The organism is Ramlibacter agri (genome assembly GCF_012927085.1).
In the GTDB taxonomy this organism is placed as follows: domain Bacteria; phylum Pseudomonadota; class Gammaproteobacteria; order Burkholderiales; family Burkholderiaceae_C; genus Ramlibacter; species Ramlibacter agri.
The window spans coordinates 1,143,182-1,160,647 of the sequence record NZ_JABBFX010000002.1 but is presented as its reverse complement, the minus strand read 5'-3'; the positions used below and the strand labels follow the sequence as shown (position 1 = coordinate 1,160,647).

Below are 17,466 nucleotides of genomic sequence, written 5' to 3'. Positions count from 1 at the left end.
CTCAGCTCGGGTCGGTGAAGGTGATCTCGCTGGGCTCGGTGGTTTCCGTGTCGCGCACCCAGCCTTCGTTTTCCAGCTTGATGTGCTGGATGGCGATCGCGTTCGCATTGGCGTCCAGGTCCGGCAGCGCCTGGAACTCCGAGACCCAGGCGCGGAACACCTTGTAGGCGATCGCGAGCTGGCCGGTCTCGTTGTAGACCTCGATGATCAGGTCCTTGCGGAAGTCCTTCAGCGAGGCCTCCGCGCCCGGCAGCGCGCCGAAGTTCCAGACCTTGTTGGCCCACTGCTCGAAGTCCTTGTCGTGCGTGACGCCGCGCTCCAGGGTGATCGCCTCGAACTCGGTGCGCCCCGGCGACTTGCGGCTGCTGCTGGGGTCGCCGCCGTCGCGGTGCTTCACCACCTCGGTGGTGCGCTTCAGCGCGCTGACCTTGCTGATGCCGGCGACATAGCGCCCGTCCCACTTGACCCGGAATTTGAAGTTCTTGTACGGATCGAAGCGCTGGGAGTTGACCGAAAACTGTGCCATTCGTGTTCTCCTTGCCCGCTCAGGTCGGGATGTTTCCGGCGATCTGCTGCAGCTTGATCACGACGAACTCGGCCGGCTTCAGCGGGGCGAAGCCGACGATGATGTTGACGATGCCCAGGTTGATGTCCGTCTGCGTCGTCGTCGTGCCGTCGCAGCGGACGAAGTAGGCGTCCTTGGCCGACGCGCCCTGGAAGGCGCCCTGGCGGAACAGGCCCTGCATGAAGGCGCCGACGTTGAGGCGAATCTGCGCCCACAGCGGTTCGTCGTTGGGTTCGAACACCACCCACTGCAGCCCGCGGTACAGGCTCTCCTCGAGGAACAGGGCCACCCGCCGCACCGCGATGTACTTCCACTCGCTGGCGATGGCATCGGCGCCCTTCAAGGTGCGGGCGCCCCACACCGTGGGTCCGGTGTTCGGGAAGTTGCGCAGGCAGTTCACGCCCAGCTGGTTGATCGCGCCGTTCTCGGGGTCGTTCAGCGGCACGGTGAGGCCGATCACGCCTGACAGCGTGGCCTCCATGCCGGCAGGCGATTTCCAGACGCCGCGGTTGGCGTCGGTGCGCGCCATCACGCCGGCGATGGCGCCGCCGGCGGCGAAGCTGTCGATGCGGTTGTCGCGCAGCGGGTTGCTGATGTTCAAGCGCGGGAAGAACATCGCGGCGTTCTCGCTGCGCGTGGCGACGTTGGCGATGGCGCCGGCGCCCGTGGCTGCCGAAGCATCGGCCCAGGCGGATGGCGCATCGACCACGACCAATGCGCGCCGGTCGTGCGCATACGAGATCACCGCATCCCAATCGGCCTTGGCGAGGTCGTTGAGGGACGTGTAGGGCGGGATCACCACCAAGTTGAACAGGTCGGCCTTCTCCAGCTGGTACAGGCCCTGCTTGTTGGTGCGCATGTTGGCGGCCGAATACAGCTCGTTGGCCGTGACCGCCGCGCCGTCGGGATTGGCGCCGACCGTCACCGCGGTGGCGCTCGGGTCGTCGAAGGGATCGGGCGCGTTCGGTACGGGCGCGCCGTTGGCGCTCGGCTGCGCACCGATCGTCGCCGGGCCTCGCAGCAGCTGGCTGGCCTGCGCCAGCACGGCGGTCGCGAAGCGCGGGTGCGTGCCGGTGATCGAGACATTGCGGTGCACCTCGGTGGTCCCGCTGCCGAGGTCCTTCACCGCCAGGTTGAACATCGTGTTGGCCGGGTTCGCGGCGACCACGTCGGGGTCGAGGTCGAGGTCGACCCGGATGCGCAGTTGCGCCGCCCAGCCGCCGGGCGAAGCCGCGGTGAAGGTCGCGGTGCCGCCCCCGGACAGCGGCACCGCCGCATTGCCCGTCAGCGCGCCGTTGTGGATGCGCACGATGATCGCGTCCGACCCGCCGTTCTGGAAGTACTGGTTGACGGCGAACGACATCGTGCTGTCGGCCCACAGGCCGCCGAACTGGCGCTCGTAGTCGGCGAAGCTGAAGATGCGCACCGGCGCATCGACCGGCCCGCGCATCGCCCGCCCGGCGAACGCGGTGATCGAGGTCGCCACGCCGGTGATGGTGCGCACGCCGCTGGGCAGCTCTTCGATGTAGACACCGGGGTAGGAGAGGGCAACGGGCATTCTGGGCTCCTTGGGTTCAGCGGTGGAAAGTGCGCGGGTCAGGGCGCAAGCCCGCGATAGATGGCGGTGCCGTCGGGCAGCACGGTGCGCTGCACGTCCCCGCGCTGCACCAGCGCCCGCAGCGCCGACTGCACGTCGGCCAGCGGAACTTCGACGCCCACCTGCGGCAGCCACCATTGCGCGATGCCGTGCTCGGTATCCGCCGCGTGGGGATGGTCATGGAGGTAGGCCCGGATCCCCGATGCCGCGCGCGCTCGTCTCGTGTTGGCCTCATGAAGCACGACCTCTCCAGCAAAAGTCCTGCGGGCCTGTTGCGAGAGTCGTGCCTGCCCGTGAGGACCGCGCAAGTGCTTGATTTGCAAGGAAGAGGGGCCGTGGGAATCCGCAAGGCGGGTTCCTGTCCACCCGGGTGGGCCACCCGGTGCGCGTGCCGCGACCCGCTCCGGATGGAGGGTGCTACAGGCGCGCCGCCGTGAAGTCGTCGCGCTCGATGCCGTGCTTCTTGAGCAGCTTGCCGAGCGCGCGCCGCTCCTTGCCTGCCAGGCGCGCGGCGTGCGTCACGTTGCCCGCGGCGACTTCCATCAGGCGCTCCAGGTAGGCGCGCTCGAAGCCGTGCACCGTGCGCTCGCGCGCTTCGTTGAAGGTGCGCAAGGGGTCGAGCGCGGCGGACGCCGTGCTGGCGGGCACCGCCACCGATGGCCCGGAGACGAGTTCGAGTGCCGGACCATCCGACAGCAGCAAGGCCCGCCGCACCCGGTTGTCGAGTTCACGCACGTTGCCGGGCCACGGATGGCTGGCGATCCATTCGATGCTGGCCGGCGAGAGCCGCCGCGGTGGCACGTGGTACTGCCGCGCGTGCCTCTCGATGAAATGCTCGGCCAGCAGCTGCGCATCGCCCGGCCGCTGCCGCAGGGGCGGCATCTCGAGCAGCATCACGTTGAGGCGGAACGCCAGGTCGTCGCGGAAGGCGCCGGATTCCAGCAGGCTGTCGAGGCGCGGACTGGCGGCGGCGATGACCCGCACGTCGCCGCGGCATTCGCGCGTGCCGCCGACGCGGCGGTAGCTGTAGTCCTGCAGGAAGCGCAGCAGCGACACCTGCGCGCGCGGCGGCAGCGAATCGAGCTCGTCGAGGAACAGCGTGCCGCCTTCGGCCGCGGCGATGAGGCCGGACCGCCCCTGGTGCGCATCGGTGAAGGCGCCGCGCTCGCAGCCGAAGAGTTCGCTCTCCATCAGCGCGTCCGGCACCGCGCCGCAATTGAGCGGGACGAAAGGCGCGTCGCGCCGGGCCGAGCGGTAGTGGATGGCGTGCGCGGCCAGTTCCTTGCCGGTGCCCGTCTCACCCTGGATGAGGACCGGGACGTCGTAGCGCGACATGCGATCGATGAGGTCCAGCGCGTGGAGAAACGCAGGCGCGCGGCCGATCAGCTGGTGCGAGCTGCCGCTCTCCATCACAGGGCCTCCGCTACAGCATTTGGCAGGCGAACCTCGCACCGGGTGCGAGCCGTTCCCGTTGACATGGCTGTTCCTGGTCTCTCTGCGCCGTTGTTGCAGCGCACCGCGACAACGTAAGGCACGGCGACTTACCGCGTCAACTATCCATTCGGTTGGTTGTGCAACAAATGGCTCAGGTCGAGCTGTGCGCAGGCACCGGGCGATGCCGTGTACCGCCAGGCTTACAGGTGCGCTGCGACGCCCAGTTCCTCCAGCGCGGCGGCGGCCAGCGCGCGGAAGCGCTCGCCGTTCATGCCCCAGGGATGGCGTTCGTAGTACAGCTCGCCGGCATGCGGCGCCTGCAGGAAGTCGTGATGCGGCGCGATGCGGAAGCGTTCCGTGTCCAGCGGGTACTGGCGCAGCGTCTGCTCCTGGCTGGCATGGCAGGCCAGGAGCGCGCGCTTGTGCACCTGTTCCTCGGGCGTGAGCCGCACCATCACCTCGTCGGGCGTCTCGTCACGCGCGGGCAGGAAGGCGCCGGCCCGCAGGCCTTCGGGGCCCCAGTGGTAGCCGGCCATCTCCACGACGGCAGGCGCCTCGGCGCTGCGCTTGCGCAGCAGCCGGCAGGCCGCGTGCACGCCGAAGGCGCAGGCGTCGTGGTCCGGATGGCCGCCCTCGTAGGCGTGGGTGAGCACGGCCTGCGCGCCGGTTTCCACGAACAGGTCTGCGAGCGAGTGGGCAAGCTGCGCGAGGCTCAGCGAGGCCTGCTGGTCCGGGATGCCCAGACACACGAGCTGCGAGGGTTCGATGCCGCACAGCGCCAGCGCGGCTTCGAGCTCGCGGTGGCGCAGCTTTGCATAGGACCCGAGATCCAGCCCGTTGCGCGCCGCGTCGCGGCCATCGCGCGGCGGGCCATCGGTCACGCAGGCGAAGCGCGCATCGCGCAGCCGCGCGAGCCGCGTTCCGACGCTCGCGCTCGCGTCGTCCGGATGCGCGACGACCAGCACGGTGCGCGGCGCCGGCGGCCAGGGGCGGCCGGCCGGCGCGCCCAGCGTCGCCAGCAGCGCGGCGCCGGCGGCGATGCTTCGCGGTTCGATGCCTTGCTCCTTCCGTGCGTGGCGAGGGCCAATATAGCCCGCCCGCGTTTCCGCGGGGGCGCCTCCCGGGTTTCGTGCTTAACATCGCGCCATGAACCGGACCGTGGCCTGGCTGATGCTGGCACTGGGCGCCTGCTGCGCTCACGCGCAGGAGCGCCGCAATGCGTTCGACGATCCTTTCCTGCAGGTGACGCAGGCGCTGCCCGGTTGCCCGGTGCCGCGCGGGCCCGGCTACACCGAGGATGAGGTGCGCAAGGAGGAGCACGTGCGCGCGCAGCACGGCACCTCGTGCTATCACTCCGGCCGCTGCCGGCTGCCCAACTCCTATCTCTACGACAAGGAGATCATCCCGCGCGTGCAGCAGTACATCCGCCGCGATGGCCGCTTCGACGACACCTCGGTGTGGATCCTCGGCGAGCGCCGCCTCGTCACGCTGATGGGATGCGTGAAGACCCAGGAGCAGGCCGAGCAGATGGAGAAGGCGGTGCTGCTGGTCGACGACGTGATGGGCGTGGTCAACTACCTGCAGGTCGGCGCAAGCGCAAAGCCCCGCTACCCGACGAAGTGACTTCCTCCAGCTTCTGCGCCACCCAGTAGCCGTAGTCCACCTGCACGTTCTCCTGCAGGTCCAGCAGGTCGCTGGCCTGGCTCTTGAGGAGCGCGGTGAACTGCTCGGTGATGTTGTACTGCTGTTCCAGCTGCTCCGACATCGTGTTGGCGCGCCCGAGCTGCCCGAATTCGGCCAGCCACGCGTTCCAGGCGTCCCACCACTCCTGCTGCAGGCGCTGCATGCGTCCGGCCACGGCAAGTTGCAGCTCCAGCAGTTCGGCCCCGGTGTCGGGCCGCAGCGCGAGCGGCAGCACCGCCGCAGTGGCCGCGCCGTTGCCGGCGCTGCGCGCGACTGCTTCGCCGAGCAGCGCGCTGAAGTTCCCGGCCTGCTGCATGGCCGCCGGCGCGGCGGGCAGGGCCTGGACGGCCAGGGCGCCTTTGCCCTGCGATGTGGTGAACTGCGGGCGTTGCTTGAGCATCTTCATCGCCAGGTCTCCTGCGTTCAGCCGCCCAGGCGTTCCAGCATGCCGTGGATGGCCTTGATCTGGATCGCGTCGCGCGAGTAGTAGTCGGGCGCCTGCGGGTCGCTGCCGCTGTAGCCCCACCAGTCCCAGCAGCCGTCGGGGTTCTGCGTCCTGCCGTCGTCGACGCCTTCCGCCTGCGGATAGAGCACGATGATGTTGTTGGCGTCGGCCAGCTCGTTGTAGCCGGTGGTGGTGAAGTAGCGGTTGCCGTAAGGCGGGTTGTTGCCCTGGTCCGGCCGGCCGTTGACGTAGTCCACGTAGGCATAGCCCTGCTTGCAGCCATGCAGCGCGATGTGCACGCGGGCCGGCGCACCTTCGGCCACCGCGCGCGGCACGTAGGCGTAGCCGTAGGGACTCATGCTGGCCCGCGGCTCGCCGGCGAAGAACTCGGTCTGGTCGAAGCGCACGAAGCTGCCGGTGAGCTGCGCCGAGGCCGGCTTCAGCCGGCCGTAGATGTGGTCCAGGATGGCGTGCGACTGCCAGAAGCTGCCCTGGTTGATGTAGGGCGGCTGGTTCAGCGGCAGCTGCGAGTCCTCCGGGTTGCGCGTGATGATGGCGTGGCCGGCCGGCTGCGTGTCGTCGTACAGGATGTCGCGCGCCCCGAGCAGCTCGTAGAAACGCCGCGTGCGCGCCACGACCATCGAGGCGACCACGCGGTCCTCGCTGCCGGTGAAGATGTAGATGCGCTGGTTGACGATGTGGTCGACGTCGTCGATCAGGCCTTGCGCCGCCGTGTCGCGGGCCAGCTGCGCGAGCCGCTCGGCATCGGGCGCCGTGCGCTCGGTCAGCGGGCTCATGCAGATGTAGAGCGCGCCTTGCGCGTAGGCGTCCTGGGCATAGATGGCGCCCTGGCGGTAGGCCTGCGCGCAGCGATAGGGGCCGCCGGCGATGATGCCCGCCCCGGCGAAGGAGGCGGAATGCGCCAGGTGCAGCTGCACCGTCATGAAGGCGCCGGAGGAAAGGCCCGAGACGGAGCTCTGGCCCTTCTTCACCTGGTACGCGCCGAGCTGGACGACGTCGTTGGCCATCGCATCCCCTTCCCTGGATTGTGCGGTGCAACAATCGTGAGGGAGGAGGGGGCGCGCTGTCAACGACGTCCGGCGGCTGCCTCAGCCCGCGGGAGTAAACGCGCGCAGGCGGTGCCCGTCCGGGTCCAGCGCGACGCAGGTGTAGCCGAAGTCCATGCGCGTGGGCGCCTGCGCGACCGGCACGCCCAGTTCGCGCCAGCGCGCGTGGAAGGCGTCGACTTCCTGGTCGCTGGGCAGCGCGATGCACAGCTCGGACGCGCCCGGCTCGGAGGTCGCCGCCGGCTGCACGCCGTCGCGCTTCCAGAGGCCCAGCATCAGCTGGTCGGTGAGCGCGAAGAGGGCGAAGGTGGGCGAGTTCTCCACCGGCTCGCGGCCGAGCAGGCGGGTGTAGAAGCGCGCGCTGGCCTCGGGTTGCGCGACGTAGAGCAGGACGAAGTGCTTGGGGTTCATGGGGGACTCCTTTCGTTGCAGGAGCCACCCATGCTAGGCAGGCGAGTGACAGGAACTGGCAGCAGCGATCAATCGAGCGTGACCTGGATGCCTTCGGAGGCCTGCCATTCCTTCAGCAGCTGCTGGCGCCGCCGTGGGTAGCGGTCGTCCAGCACCTCCAGCCCCGCGATGCGGTCGACGCGAAAGTGCCGGTAGTCCGCGCGGTGCTCGCACCAGGCGGCCACCACGCGCTTCTGCTGGAAGAAGCCCAGCGCGAAGGGCCAGATGACCCGCTGTGATTCCTCGCCCTTGGCGTCGCGGTAAGCGAGCCGCAGCTTGTGCTCGCGCCGGATCGCGCGGCGCACGTCGGCCAGTTCCGGTTCGGGGTCGCCCTGAGCCGTGCCGGGTACCAGCAGCGCGCTCGTCTCCAGCTCCAGCCGCAGCGCCGGCGGCAGCACGGCGTGGATCTTGGCCAGCGCGTTGCGGGCGGCCGCAGCCAGCTCCGGGTCGGTGTGGCGCGCGACCCAGCGCGAGCCGAGCACCAGCGCTTCGATCTCTTCCTCGGACAGCATCAGCGGCGGCAAGGTGAAGCCGGGCCGCAGCACGTATCCGACGCCGGCCTCGCCTTCGATCGCGGCGCCCTGCGCCTGCAGCGAGGCGATGTCGCGGTACAGCGTGCGCAGGCTCACGCCCAGCTCCTGGGACAGCGCGGCGCCGCTGGCGGGCGCGCGCTGCCGGCGCAGGACCTGCATCAGCTGCAGGAGGCGTTCGGCGCGGGACATGGGCGCAGCATAGCGCCGCGCAAAAGCAAAGGCCCGCCGAGGCGGGCCTTTGTGAATTGCGGCTCAGGGCCGCAATGGCAAGGGTGCAGGGATCAGCGCTGGCCGATCGCCTGCACGTCGCGGCGGGTGGCGCCGGTGTACAGCTGGCGGGGACGGCCGATCTTGTACTCGGGGTCGCTGATCATCTCGTTCAGCTGCGCGATCCAGCCCACGGTGCGGGCCAGCGCGAAGATGGCGGTGAACAGGGACACCGGGATGCCGATGGCGCGCTGCACGATGCCGGAGTAGAAGTCCACGTTCGGGTACAGCTTGCGGGAAACGAAGTATTCGTCTTCCAGCGCCACCTTCTCCAGGGCCATGGCCAGCTTGAACAGCGGGTCGTTGTGCAGGCCCAGCGCGTCCAGCACTTCGTGGCAGGTCTCGCGCATCAGCTTGGCGCGCGGGTCGTAGTTCTTGTACACGCGGTGGCCGAAGCCCATCAGCTTGACGTTGGAGTTCTTGTCCTTGACCTTGGCCACGAACTCGCCGATCTTGGCCACGCCGCCCATGCGCTGGATGTCTTCCAGCATGTTCAGCGCCGCTTCGTTGGCGCCGCCGTGGGCCGGGCCCCACAGGCAGGCCACGCCGGCCGCGATGGCCGCGAACGGGTTGGTGCCGGAGGAACCGCACAGGCGCACCGTGGAGGTGGAGGCGTTCTGCTCGTGGTCCGCGTGCAGGATGAAGATGCGGTCCATGGCGCGCACCAGCACGTCGTTGGGCTCGTACTCTTCGCAGGGCGTCGCGAACATCATGTGCATGAAGTTCGAGGTGTAGCCCAGCTTGTTCTTCGGGTACATGTAGGGCTGGCCCATGGAGTACTTGTACGCCATGGACACCAGCGTCGGCATCTTCGCGATCAGGCGGATCGCGGAGATCTCGCGGTGCTCGGGATTGTTGATGTCCGTGCTGTCGTGGTAGAAGGCCGACAGGGCGCCGACCAGGCCCGTCATGACGGCCATCGGGTGCGCGTCACGGCGGAAGCCGCGCAGGAAGAACTGCATCTGCTCGTTGACCATCGTGTGGTTGGTCACGCGGCCGACGAAGTCCTTCTTCTGGACGTCGTTGGGCAGTTCGCCGTACAGCAGCAGGTAGCAGGTCTCGAGGTAGTCGCACTGGGTGGCCAGCTGCTCGATGGGGTAGCCGCGGTACAGCAGTTCGCCCTTGTCGCCGTCGATGTAGGTGATGGCGGACTGGCACGAGCCGGTCGACATGAAGCCGGGGTCGTACGTGAACATGCCGGTCTGCGCATACAGCTTGCGGATGTCGATCACGTCGGGGCCGATGGTGCCCTGGTAGACAGGCATCTCGACGCTGGGGCTGCCGTTGCTGAAGGACAGCGTGGCCTTGTTGTCAGCGAGTTTCATGGGTTCTTCCTAACGTATGTCAATGCCCGGATTGGTTTGATGCCGCCTGGGGCACGCGCAGCATCTCCAGCACTTTCCTCACCTCGACCTGGTCCAGATCGCCGGCCGGTTCCTTGCGCCGCAGCAGCAGGTCCAGCAGGTCGTTGTCGGCCAGGTCCATCAAAGCGCCCATCGCCTCGGCCTGCTTCACAGTCAGGCTGGAGGCGTGTTTCTCGAAGAACCGCTCGATCAGCAGGTCGTTCTCCAGCAGCCCGCGGCGACAGCGCCAGCGCAGCTTGCTGAGGGACCTCTCGTCGAGTAGCGGTTCTTCCATTGTGTCTCTGTTCTTCAGACCGCGCGGCGGACCATCAATTCCTTGATCTTGCCGATCGCCATCGTGGGGTTCAGCCCCTTCGGGCAGACATCCACGCAGTTCATGATGGTGTGGCAGCGGAACAGGCGGTACGGGTCTTCCAGGTTGTCCAGCCGGTCGCCGGTGGCCGTGTCGCGGCTGTCGGCGATGAAGCGGTAGGCCTGCAGCAGGCCGGCGGGGCCCACGAACTTGTCGGGGTTCCACCAGAAGCTGGGGCAGCTGGTGGAGCAGCTGGCGCACAGGATGCACTCGTACAGGCCGTTGAGCTCTTCGCGTTCCTCGGGCGACTGCAGGCGCTCCTTCTCGGGCGGGATGCTGTCGTTGACGAGGTAGGGCTTGATCGAGTGGTACTGCTTGAAGAACTGCGTCATGTCCACGATCAGGTCGCGGATGACCGGCAGGCCCGGCAGCGGCTTCAGGACGATGGGGTCCTTCAGCGTGCGCAGGTTGGTGAGGCAGGCCAGGCCGTTCTTGCCGTTGATGTTCATGGCATCCGAGCCGCAGACGCCTTCGCGGCAGGAGCGGCGGAAGGCGATGGACGGGTCCACGGCCTTGAGCTTCATCAGGGCGTCGAGCAGCATGCGCTCGTTGCCCTCCAGCTCGATTTCCACCGTCTGCATGTAGGGCTTGGCGTCCTTGTCCGGGTCGTAGCGGTAAATCTGGAACGTGCGCTTTTGCATGGATGTGTCCGTATCTTGAATCTAGTCGCGGTCAGCAGGACTACGTAATCAGAAAGTCCGGACCTTGGGAGGCACGGTCTCGACGGTGAGCGGCTTCATCTGCACCGGCTTGTAGTCCAGGCGGCTGCCTTCGGCGTACCAGAGCGTGTGCTTCATCCACTCGGCGTCGTTGCGGCCCAGCGGGGCGACCGGGTCGTCCGCCGGACGCTCGTAGTCGTCCACCGTGTGGGCGCCGCGGCATTCCTTGCGGGCGGCCGCCGAGACCATGGTGGCCTGCGCCACTTCGATCAGGTTCTCGACTTCCAGCGCCTCGATGCGGGCGGTGTTGAAGACGGCCGACTTGTCCTTCAGCTCGATGCTGCCGATGCGCTCGCGGATGGCGGCGATCTTCTTCACGCCTTCGTCCATGCTCGCCTGGCTGCGGAACACGCCCGCGTGGGCCTGCATCGTCGCGCGGATGTCGTTGGCGACGTCCTGCGAGTATTCGCCCTTGGCGCGCGACTCCAGCTTGTTCAGGCGTTCCAGCGAGAAGTCGGCGGCGTTGGCCGGCAGCGGCTTGTGCGCCTTGGTCTTGCTCGCGTAGTCGACGATGTGGTTGCCGGCGGCCTTGCCGAACACCAGCAGGTCCAGCAGCGAGTTGGTGCCCAGGCGGTTGGCGCCGTGCACCGACACGCAGGAGCACTCGCCGACGGCGTACAGGCCGTTCAGCGGGTCGACGTGGCTGCCATTGCGCTGCAGGACCACCTGGCCGTGGATGTTGGTCGGGATGCCGCCCATCTGGTAGTGGATGGTGGGCACCACGGGAATGGGCTCGCGCGTGATGTCGACGTTGGCGAAGTTCACGCCGATTTCGTACACCGAGGGCAGGCGCTTGTGGATGGTCTCGGCACCGAGGTGGTCGAGCTTCAGCAGCACGTAGTCCTTGTTGGGACCGCAGCCGCGGCCTTCCTTGATCTCCTGGTCCATCGAACGGGAGACGAAGTCGCGCGGGGCCAGGTCCTTCAGCGTCGGGGCATAGCGCTCCATGAAGCGCTCGCCGTTGCTGTTCAACAGGATGGCGCCTTCGCCGCGGCAGCCTTCGGTCAGCAGCACGCCCGCGCCGGCCACGCCGGTGGGGTGGAACTGCCAGAACTCCATGTCCTGCAGCGGAATGCCGGCGCGCGCCGCCATGCCCATGCCGTCGCCCGTGTTGATGAAGGCGTTGGTCGAGGCCTGGAAAATGCGGCCCGCGCCGCCGGTGGCCAGCAGCACGGTCTTGGCGTGCAGCACGTGCAGGTCGCCGGTTTCCATTTCCAGCGCGGTCACGCCGACCACGTCGCCTTCGGCGTCGCGGATCAGGTCCAGTGCCATCCACTCGACGAAGAACGAGGTCTTCGCGCGGACGTTCTGCTGGTACAGCGTGTGCAGCATGGCGTGGCCGGTGCGGTCGGCCGCGGCGCAGGCGCGCTGCACCGGCTTCTCGCCGTAGTTGGCCGTGTGGCCGCCGAACGGACGCTGGTAGATCGTGCCGTCGGGGTTGCGGTCGAACGGCATGCCGAAGTGCTCGAGTTCGTACACGACCTTCGGCGCCTCGCGGCACATGAATTCGATCGCGTCCTGGTCACCCAGCCAGTCGCCGCCCTTGACGGTGTCGTAGAAGTGGTAGTGCCAGTTGTCCTCGGACATGTTGCCCAGCGACGCGCCGATGCCGCCTTGCGCGGCCACCGTGTGCGAACGGGTGGGGAACACCTTGGACAGCACGGCCACGTTCAGGCCCGCCAGGGAAAGTTGCAGGGAGGCGCGCATGCCGGAGCCGCCGGCGCCCACGATGACGACGTCGAACTTGCGCGTCGTGACGTTCTTGCTCGTATATGCCATGTTCGTTCAAACCCTCCAGAGGACCTGGATCGCCCAGCCCATGCAGCCCAGCAGCCACACGATGACCAGGAACTGCAGCACCAGCCGCGCGCCCACGGGCTTGACGTAGTCCATGAGCACGTCGCGCATGCCGACCCAGGCGTGGTACGCCAGGCCGAGGATGGTCGCGAAGGTGAGCATCTTCATCGGCTGGCTGGCAAAGATGCCCGCCCACTTTTCGTAGCCGATGGGCCCGCGGGAGAAGATCACCTGCAGCAGCACGACGAGGGTGAAGACCGCCATCAGGGCCGCGGTGACGCGCTGCGCGAGCCAGTCGCGGGTGCCGTAGTGGGCGCCGACGACTTCGCGCTTGGAACCGTAGTTCACTGCCATTTGTTTTTCCTTAGTAGACGCCAAAGAGCTTCAGGCCGAGGACGACCGTCAGCAGAAGGCTCAGCACCAGCGTGGTCTTGGCGGTGGTCGCGCCGACGGACTTGCTCACCGCCTTGTGGCTCACGTCCATCCACAGGTGGCGGAGACCGGCGATGAAGTGGTGCAGGAAGGCCCACAGCAGCGCCAGCGCCACCAGCTTGGCGACGATGCCCACCGCGCCGTTCGCGAAGGCGAAGCGGAAACGCGCGAACGAGATCTCCGACGACACCGAGGTGTCGAACATCCAGATGATGAAGGGCAGCAGCACGAACATCAGCACGCCGCTCACGCGGTGCAGGATGGAGACCCAGCCCGCGGCCGGCAGCCGGTAGCTGGGCAGGTCCGTCAGGGCGTTGATGTTGCGGAACTCGGGCCGCTTCTTGGCGAGCTCTGTCGTCGTCATTGCGTTTCTTTCAGGGAAGGCATGCGCTGGGAATGGGTGGAAGGGATGCGGGACAACCCTAAATTCTAGGGCAACGCAACAAGCTGCTACGGAAGGGCACTAACTCAGGTCGTTGCGGTAGTGGTGCGTGTCGGTGCGATAGAGGCCGCGGCGCAGCTCCATCGGTACGTCGTTATACGTATAGGAAAGGCGCTCGACCGAGAGGAGCGGGGCGCCTTGCGGCAGCGCAAGCAGGGCCGCCTGCGGCGCGTCCGCGGCGACGGCGCGGATCTTTTCCTCGGCGCGCACCATGCGCACGCCGAACTCGTGCTCGAACAGCACGTAGGTCGGGCCGACGTGGGTGGCGAGCTGGTCGGCGCTGAGGCCCTTGAAGTTGGCGCCCGGCAGCCAGAAGTCTTCCAGGATGGTGGGCACGCCGCCGAAGGCCAGCACGCGCCGCACCTGGATGACGGCGTCGCCGGTGCGCAGCTGCAGCGCCCGCGCGATCTCGGCGCTGGCGCGCACGCGCTTGCAGTCGAGGATGGAGCGGGTGGCCGGGCCTTCCTCCTCGCGGTCGCCGGCGTCCGGCATCAGCTTGAGGAAGCGGTAGCGCACGTGCTGTTCGGCGTGCGTGGAGACGAAGGTGCCCTTGCCCTGGCGGCGCACCACCAGGTTCTCGGCGGCGAGCTCGTCGATGGCCTTGCGCACCGTGCCCTGGCTCACGCGGAAGCGCGCGGCCAGCTCCATTTCGCTGGGGATTGCTTCGCCCGGCTTCCATTCGCCGGCCTGCAGGCTTTGCAGGATGAGGCCCTTGATCTGCTGGTAAAGCGGGCTGAACGCCGGTGTCCCCACCTCGGGGGCGGACGCGGCGTAGTCGGGCGGTGGCATCTGCGGGGCGGCCATTTGACTTTGCCGCAATCATATCTTATATAAGACATAAGACAAATTGACCCGGCCGGGGGCGTAGGGGTAAACTCGCGGGCTGTCCCGCAGGGCCAGGCGAGCTCGCCACCCGCCCCTCTCGACTTCGTATTCGCAACTTCCCTTCTCGGAGATTCCCCATGAGCAAGAAGCCCGTCCGCGTTGCCGTCACCGGTGCCGCAGGCCAGATCGGTTACGCCCTGCTGTTCCGCATCGCCTCCGGCGAGATGCTGGGCAAGGACCAGCCCGTCATCCTGCAACTGCTGGAGATCCCCGACGAGAAGGCCCAGAAGGCCCTCAAGGGCGTGATGATGGAGCTGGAAGACTGCGCCTTCCCGTTGCTGGCCGGCATGGAAGCCCACAGCGACCCGATGACCGCCTTCAAGGACACCGACTACGCGCTGCTGGTCGGCGCCCGTCCGCGCGGCCCCGGCATGGAGCGCAAGGACCTGCTGTCCGCCAACGCGCAGATCTTCACGGCCCAGGGCAAGGCGCTGGACAAGGTCGCTTCCCGCAATGTCAAGGTGCTGGTCGTCGGCAACCCCGCCAACACCAACGCCTACATCGCGATGAAGAGCGCGCCCAGCCTGCCGCGCGAGAACTTCACCGCCATGCTGCGCCTGGACCACAACCGCGCGCTCTCGCAAGTGGCCGCCAAGACCGGCACGCAAGTGAAGGACATCGAGAAGCTGACGGTGTGGGGCAACCACTCGCCCACCATGTACGCCGACTACCGCTTCGCCACTGTGAACGGCAAGGCCGTCAAGGACCTGATCAACGACCAGGAATGGAACAAGAACGTGTTCCTGCCCACCGTCGGCAAGCGCGGCGCCGCCATCATCGAAGCGCGCGGCCTGTCCTCCGCCGCATCGGCTGCCAACGCCGCCATCGACCACATGCACGACTGGGCCCTGGGCACCAACGGCAAGTGGGTCACCATGGGCATCCCGTCCAATGGCGACTACGGCATTCCGAAGGACACGATGTTCGGCTTCCCCGTCACCACCAAGGACGGCAAGTACGAGGTCGTGAAGGGCCTGGAGATCGACGCCTTCTCGCAAGAGCGCATCAACCTCACGCTGAACGAGCTGCAGGAAGAGCAGCAAGGCGTGGCCCACCTGCTGTAAGGCAAAGACAGCATGGCCGACTGGAACCCCGCGCTCTACAGCCGCTTCGAGGACGAACGCACGCGTCCGGCCCGTGAATTGCTGGCGCGGGTTCCGCTGGCCCATGCGAAACACGTGGTGGACCTGGGCTGCGGCCCGGGCAACTCCACGGAGCTGCTGGTGCAGCGCTTTCCGGATGCGGAAGTCGTCGGTGTCGACAACTCGCCCGCCATGGTGGAAAGCGCGTGCCAGCGCCTGCCCGGAACGCGCTTCGAGCTGGCCGACATCGGCAGCTGGCAGCCGGCGCAGGCCCCGGACCTGATCTACGCCAACGCGGCGCTGCAATGGGTGCCGGGCCACGAGGCCCTGTTCCCGCGCCTGTTCTCGCTGTTGGCGCCCGGCGGCGTGCTGGCCGTGCAGATGCCGGACAACTGGGACGAGCCCACCCACGCCGAGATGCGCAACGTGGCCTTGCTGCCGGCGTTCGCGTCCACCATCGGCGACCCGGGCAAGCTGCGCATCGGCCGCTTGCCCCTCACGACTTACTACGACCTGCTCGCGCCGCTGGCGCAGGAGGTCGACACCTGGCACACCATCTACCAGCACCGCATGGAAACGCCTGCGGCCATCGTGGAATGGGTCAGTGCCACCGGGCTGAAGCCCTTCGTCGCGCGGCTGGACGACCAGCAGCGCAAGGACTACCTGGCGGAGTACCAGCGGCGCATCGCCGCGGACTACCCCGTGCGCGCGGACGGCAAGCTCCTGCTGGCCTTCCCGCGGCTGTTCATCATCGCGAAGAGGGCGGCATGAGCCAACACCCGCGCGACGTCCTTCTTGGAGCCCAGGCCCGCACCGGCACGCTGCCGGTGTGCGACCACTACAGCGGCGTCGAAGCCCGCATGCGCAAGAGCCTGCAGTTGCAGGCGGAGCTGGCGCAGGAGTTCGGCTCGGTGGTGTTCGACGTCACGCTCGATTGCGAGGACGGCGCGCCGGTCGGCGGCGAGAAGGAGCACGCGGCGCTGGTCACCGAACTCGCGCTGGGCGCGGCGCCCGATGCGCGCGTCGCGGTGCGCGTGCACCCGGTCGACCATCCGGCTTTCGAGGACGACATCGCCACCATCGTCGGCCAGGCGGGCCACAAGCTGGTGCACGTGATGCTGCCCAAGGTGGAGACGGTGCAGGACGTCGAGCGCGCCGCCCGCGCGCTGGACGCCGCCGGCGCGAAGAACCTGGCGCTGCAAGGCCTGATCGAATCGCCCGCGGCCGTGCATCGCGCCTTCGACATCGCCGCGCACCCGCGCATGCAGTCCCTCAGCTTCGGGCTGATGGATTTCGTCTCCGCGCACGGCGGCGCCATCCCCAGCGCGGGAATGGGCGTGCAGGGCCAGTTCACGCACCCGCTGGTGGTGCGTGCCAAGCTCGAAATATCGTCCGCGTGCCATGCCCATGGCAAGGTGCCTTCGCATGGCGTCGTGACGGAATTCAAGGACCAGGCGGCTTTCCGCGCCGCGGCGTCGCGTGCGGCCAACGAGTTCGGTTACACGCGCATGTGGTCGATCCACCCCGACCAGATCAGGGCGATCGTCGAAGTGTTCGCTCCGACGGCAAACGAAATTCACAAGGCGTCACAACTCCTCGCGGCCGCGGAGGCCGCGGGCTGGGCACCGATCAGTTTCGACGGCAAACTCGAGGACCGGGCCAGCTACCGCTACTACTGGCAGGTGCTCGAAAGAGCGCATGCCACCGGGCGGCAGCTCCCGGATGATGCGCGCGGGTGGTTCGCCACCGCGCGTCCCTAAACGTCAATGGGAGACCATTCCATGAAGGTCCTGTTCGCCTCGTTCCTGATCGCCTCGCTGTCCGCCGCCGCCTTTGCGCAGGAGCCGGCGAAGCCCGCCGCCAAGCCCACCCGCGCCGAAACCAAGAAGGCGCTGGCCAAGCCAGCCGCGAGCCGCCGCCAGGCGATCGAGGAAAACACCCCGGTCGAAGAAAACGATCCGGCCGACAAGCTCAATGCCGCGGAACTGGATGTCGCCAAGCGTGTCTACACCGGCGAGATCAAGTGCGAGCTCGGCGCCCACGTCAAGGTCACGCCGCGCCGCCGCGAGGGCTACTTCCTCGTGTCCGCCGGCCTCAACCGCTTCGTGATGCACCCGGTCGAAAGCAAGACCGGCGCGATCCGCCTCGAGGACACGGTGCGCGGCGCCCTGTGGCTGCAGCTTGGCAACAAGTCCATGCTGATGAGCCAGAAGGAAGGCCGCCGCCTGGCCGACGAGTGCCAGAGCCCCGAACAGGTGAAGTTCGCGGAAGAAATGAAGACCCGGCCGCCGGTGAACCTGCTGGAGCCGGCGCCCAAGACCGCGCAATAGCGCGAGAGATTTGTACGGAGAG

General features: G+C 67.8%; 21 protein-coding genes. 5 read left to right on the top strand and 16 right to left on the bottom strand.

All coding sequences use genetic code 11. The features are described 5' to 3' along the window. Position 1: 1 nt before the first annotated feature. The 5 genes from HHL11_RS24060 to HHL11_RS24040 all read right to left on the bottom strand — a co-directional run bounded on the left by HHL11_RS24060 (position 2) and on the right by HHL11_RS24040 (position 4,561). On the bottom strand, positions 2 to 526 hold the full coding sequence (locus tag HHL11_RS24060) for a phage tail protein (RefSeq protein WP_169421084.1): 525 nt from the start codon (positions 524 to 526) through the stop codon (positions 2 to 4). Positions 527 to 545: 19 nt separating this feature from the next. After that, on the bottom strand, positions 546 to 2,123 hold the full coding sequence (locus HHL11_RS24055) for a phage tail sheath family protein (protein WP_169421083.1): 1,578 nt from the start codon (positions 2,121 to 2,123) through the stop codon (positions 546 to 548). 38 nt (positions 2,124 to 2,161) lie between these two features. Further along, positions 2,162 to 2,404, bottom strand: a complete 243-nt coding sequence (locus tag HHL11_RS24050) for a hypothetical protein (RefSeq protein ID WP_169421082.1) — start codon at positions 2,402 to 2,404, stop codon at positions 2,162 to 2,164. A 175-nt stretch (positions 2,405 to 2,579) separates the two neighbouring features. Next, positions 2,580 to 3,572 carry a sigma 54-interacting transcriptional regulator gene (locus HHL11_RS24045; protein WP_169421081.1) on the bottom strand — a complete coding sequence of 331 codons (993 nt, stop codon included), beginning with the start codon at positions 3,570 to 3,572 and terminating at the stop codon, positions 2,580 to 2,582. Between the two features lie 224 nt (positions 3,573 to 3,796). Further along, positions 3,797 to 4,561, bottom strand: coding sequence for a PIG-L family deacetylase (locus HHL11_RS24040; RefSeq protein ID WP_169421080.1), 765 nt, complete (start codon positions 4,559 to 4,561; stop codon positions 3,797 to 3,799). 181 nt (positions 4,562 to 4,742) lie between these two features. Here HHL11_RS24040 and HHL11_RS24035 point away from each other — a divergent pair, with 181 nt between their 5' ends. Next, positions 4,743 to 5,219, top strand: a complete 477-nt coding sequence (locus HHL11_RS24035) for a BON domain-containing protein (protein ID WP_169421079.1) — start codon at positions 4,743 to 4,745, stop codon at positions 5,217 to 5,219. On the opposite strand, the gene HHL11_RS24030 is transcribed toward HHL11_RS24035, so the two are convergent. The 11 genes from HHL11_RS24030 to HHL11_RS23980 all read right to left on the bottom strand — a co-directional run bounded on the left by HHL11_RS24030 (position 5,167) and on the right by HHL11_RS23980 (position 13,951). After that, the gene (locus tag HHL11_RS24030; protein WP_169421078.1) at positions 5,167 to 5,685 is read right to left on the bottom strand and encodes a hypothetical protein; all 519 of its coding nucleotides are present in this window, start codon (positions 5,683 to 5,685) and stop codon (positions 5,167 to 5,169) included. The two genes, HHL11_RS24035 and HHL11_RS24030, sit on opposite strands and share 53 nt — an antisense overlap. Positions 5,686 to 5,702: 17 nt before the next feature. Continuing rightward, the gene (locus HHL11_RS24025; protein WP_169421077.1) at positions 5,703 to 6,752 is read right to left on the bottom strand and encodes an extracellular catalytic domain type 2 short-chain-length polyhydroxyalkanoate depolymerase; all 1,050 of its coding nucleotides are present in this window, start codon (positions 6,750 to 6,752) and stop codon (positions 5,703 to 5,705) included. Between the two features lie 81 nt (positions 6,753 to 6,833). Beyond that, entirely contained in the window at positions 6,834 to 7,202 is a 369-nt protein-coding gene (locus tag HHL11_RS24020; RefSeq protein WP_169421076.1) for a VOC family protein, read from the bottom strand. Between the two features lie 68 nt (positions 7,203 to 7,270). Then, the gene (locus HHL11_RS24015; protein WP_169421075.1) at positions 7,271 to 7,963 is read right to left on the bottom strand and encodes a helix-turn-helix transcriptional regulator; all 693 of its coding nucleotides are present in this window, start codon (positions 7,961 to 7,963) and stop codon (positions 7,271 to 7,273) included. Between the two features lie 92 nt (positions 7,964 to 8,055). Continuing rightward, positions 8,056 to 9,366 carry a citrate synthase gene (gene gltA, locus HHL11_RS24010; RefSeq protein ID WP_169421074.1) on the bottom strand — a complete coding sequence of 437 codons (1,311 nt, stop codon included), beginning with the start codon at positions 9,364 to 9,366 and terminating at the stop codon, positions 8,056 to 8,058. Between the two features lie 19 nt (positions 9,367 to 9,385). Then, complete coding sequence (locus tag HHL11_RS24005) at positions 9,386 to 9,679, bottom strand: FAD assembly factor SdhE (protein ID WP_169421073.1); 294 nt, start codon at positions 9,677 to 9,679, stop codon at positions 9,386 to 9,388. A gap of 14 nt (positions 9,680 to 9,693) precedes the next feature. Then, positions 9,694 to 10,398: a succinate dehydrogenase iron-sulfur subunit gene (locus tag HHL11_RS24000; protein ID WP_169421072.1), complete on the bottom strand. Its 705-nt coding sequence runs from the start codon at positions 10,396 to 10,398 to the stop codon at positions 9,694 to 9,696. A 48-nt stretch (positions 10,399 to 10,446) separates the two neighbouring features. Beyond that, positions 10,447 to 12,255, bottom strand: coding sequence for a succinate dehydrogenase flavoprotein subunit (sdhA, locus tag HHL11_RS23995; RefSeq protein WP_169421071.1), 1,809 nt, complete (start codon positions 12,253 to 12,255; stop codon positions 10,447 to 10,449). 6 nt (positions 12,256 to 12,261) lie between these two features. Then, complete coding sequence (gene sdhD, locus HHL11_RS23990) at positions 12,262 to 12,627, bottom strand: succinate dehydrogenase, hydrophobic membrane anchor protein (protein ID WP_169421070.1); 366 nt, start codon at positions 12,625 to 12,627, stop codon at positions 12,262 to 12,264. 10 nt (positions 12,628 to 12,637) lie between these two features. Continuing rightward, on the bottom strand, positions 12,638 to 13,069 hold the full coding sequence (gene sdhC, locus HHL11_RS23985; protein WP_169421069.1) for a succinate dehydrogenase, cytochrome b556 subunit: 432 nt from the start codon (positions 13,067 to 13,069) through the stop codon (positions 12,638 to 12,640). Between the two features lie 99 nt (positions 13,070 to 13,168). Next, the gene (locus tag HHL11_RS23980; protein ID WP_169421068.1) at positions 13,169 to 13,951 is read right to left on the bottom strand and encodes a GntR family transcriptional regulator; all 783 of its coding nucleotides are present in this window, start codon (positions 13,949 to 13,951) and stop codon (positions 13,169 to 13,171) included. Between the two features lie 158 nt (positions 13,952 to 14,109). Between HHL11_RS23980 and HHL11_RS23975 the strand changes: the two genes are divergently transcribed. From HHL11_RS23975 to HHL11_RS23960, 4 genes are read left to right on the top strand one after another with little or no spacing between them, the layout of a single operon-like run. Next, on the top strand, positions 14,110 to 15,096 hold the full coding sequence (locus HHL11_RS23975; protein WP_169421067.1) for a malate dehydrogenase: 987 nt from the start codon (positions 14,110 to 14,112) through the stop codon (positions 15,094 to 15,096). Between the two features lie 12 nt (positions 15,097 to 15,108). Beyond that, positions 15,109 to 15,885, top strand: coding sequence for a trans-aconitate 2-methyltransferase (gene tam, locus HHL11_RS23970; protein ID WP_169421066.1), 777 nt, complete (start codon positions 15,109 to 15,111; stop codon positions 15,883 to 15,885). After that, a complete protein-coding gene (locus HHL11_RS23965; protein WP_169421065.1) occupies positions 15,882 to 16,874 on the top strand; it encodes an HpcH/HpaI aldolase/citrate lyase family protein in 993 nt (330 codons plus the stop codon). Before tam ends, HHL11_RS23965 begins: the two co-directional genes overlap by 4 nt. Before the next feature lie 21 nt (positions 16,875 to 16,895). Then, positions 16,896 to 17,444, top strand: coding sequence for a hypothetical protein (locus HHL11_RS23960; RefSeq protein ID WP_169421064.1), 549 nt, complete (start codon positions 16,896 to 16,898; stop codon positions 17,442 to 17,444). The last annotated feature ends 22 nt before the right edge of the window (positions 17,445 to 17,466 follow it).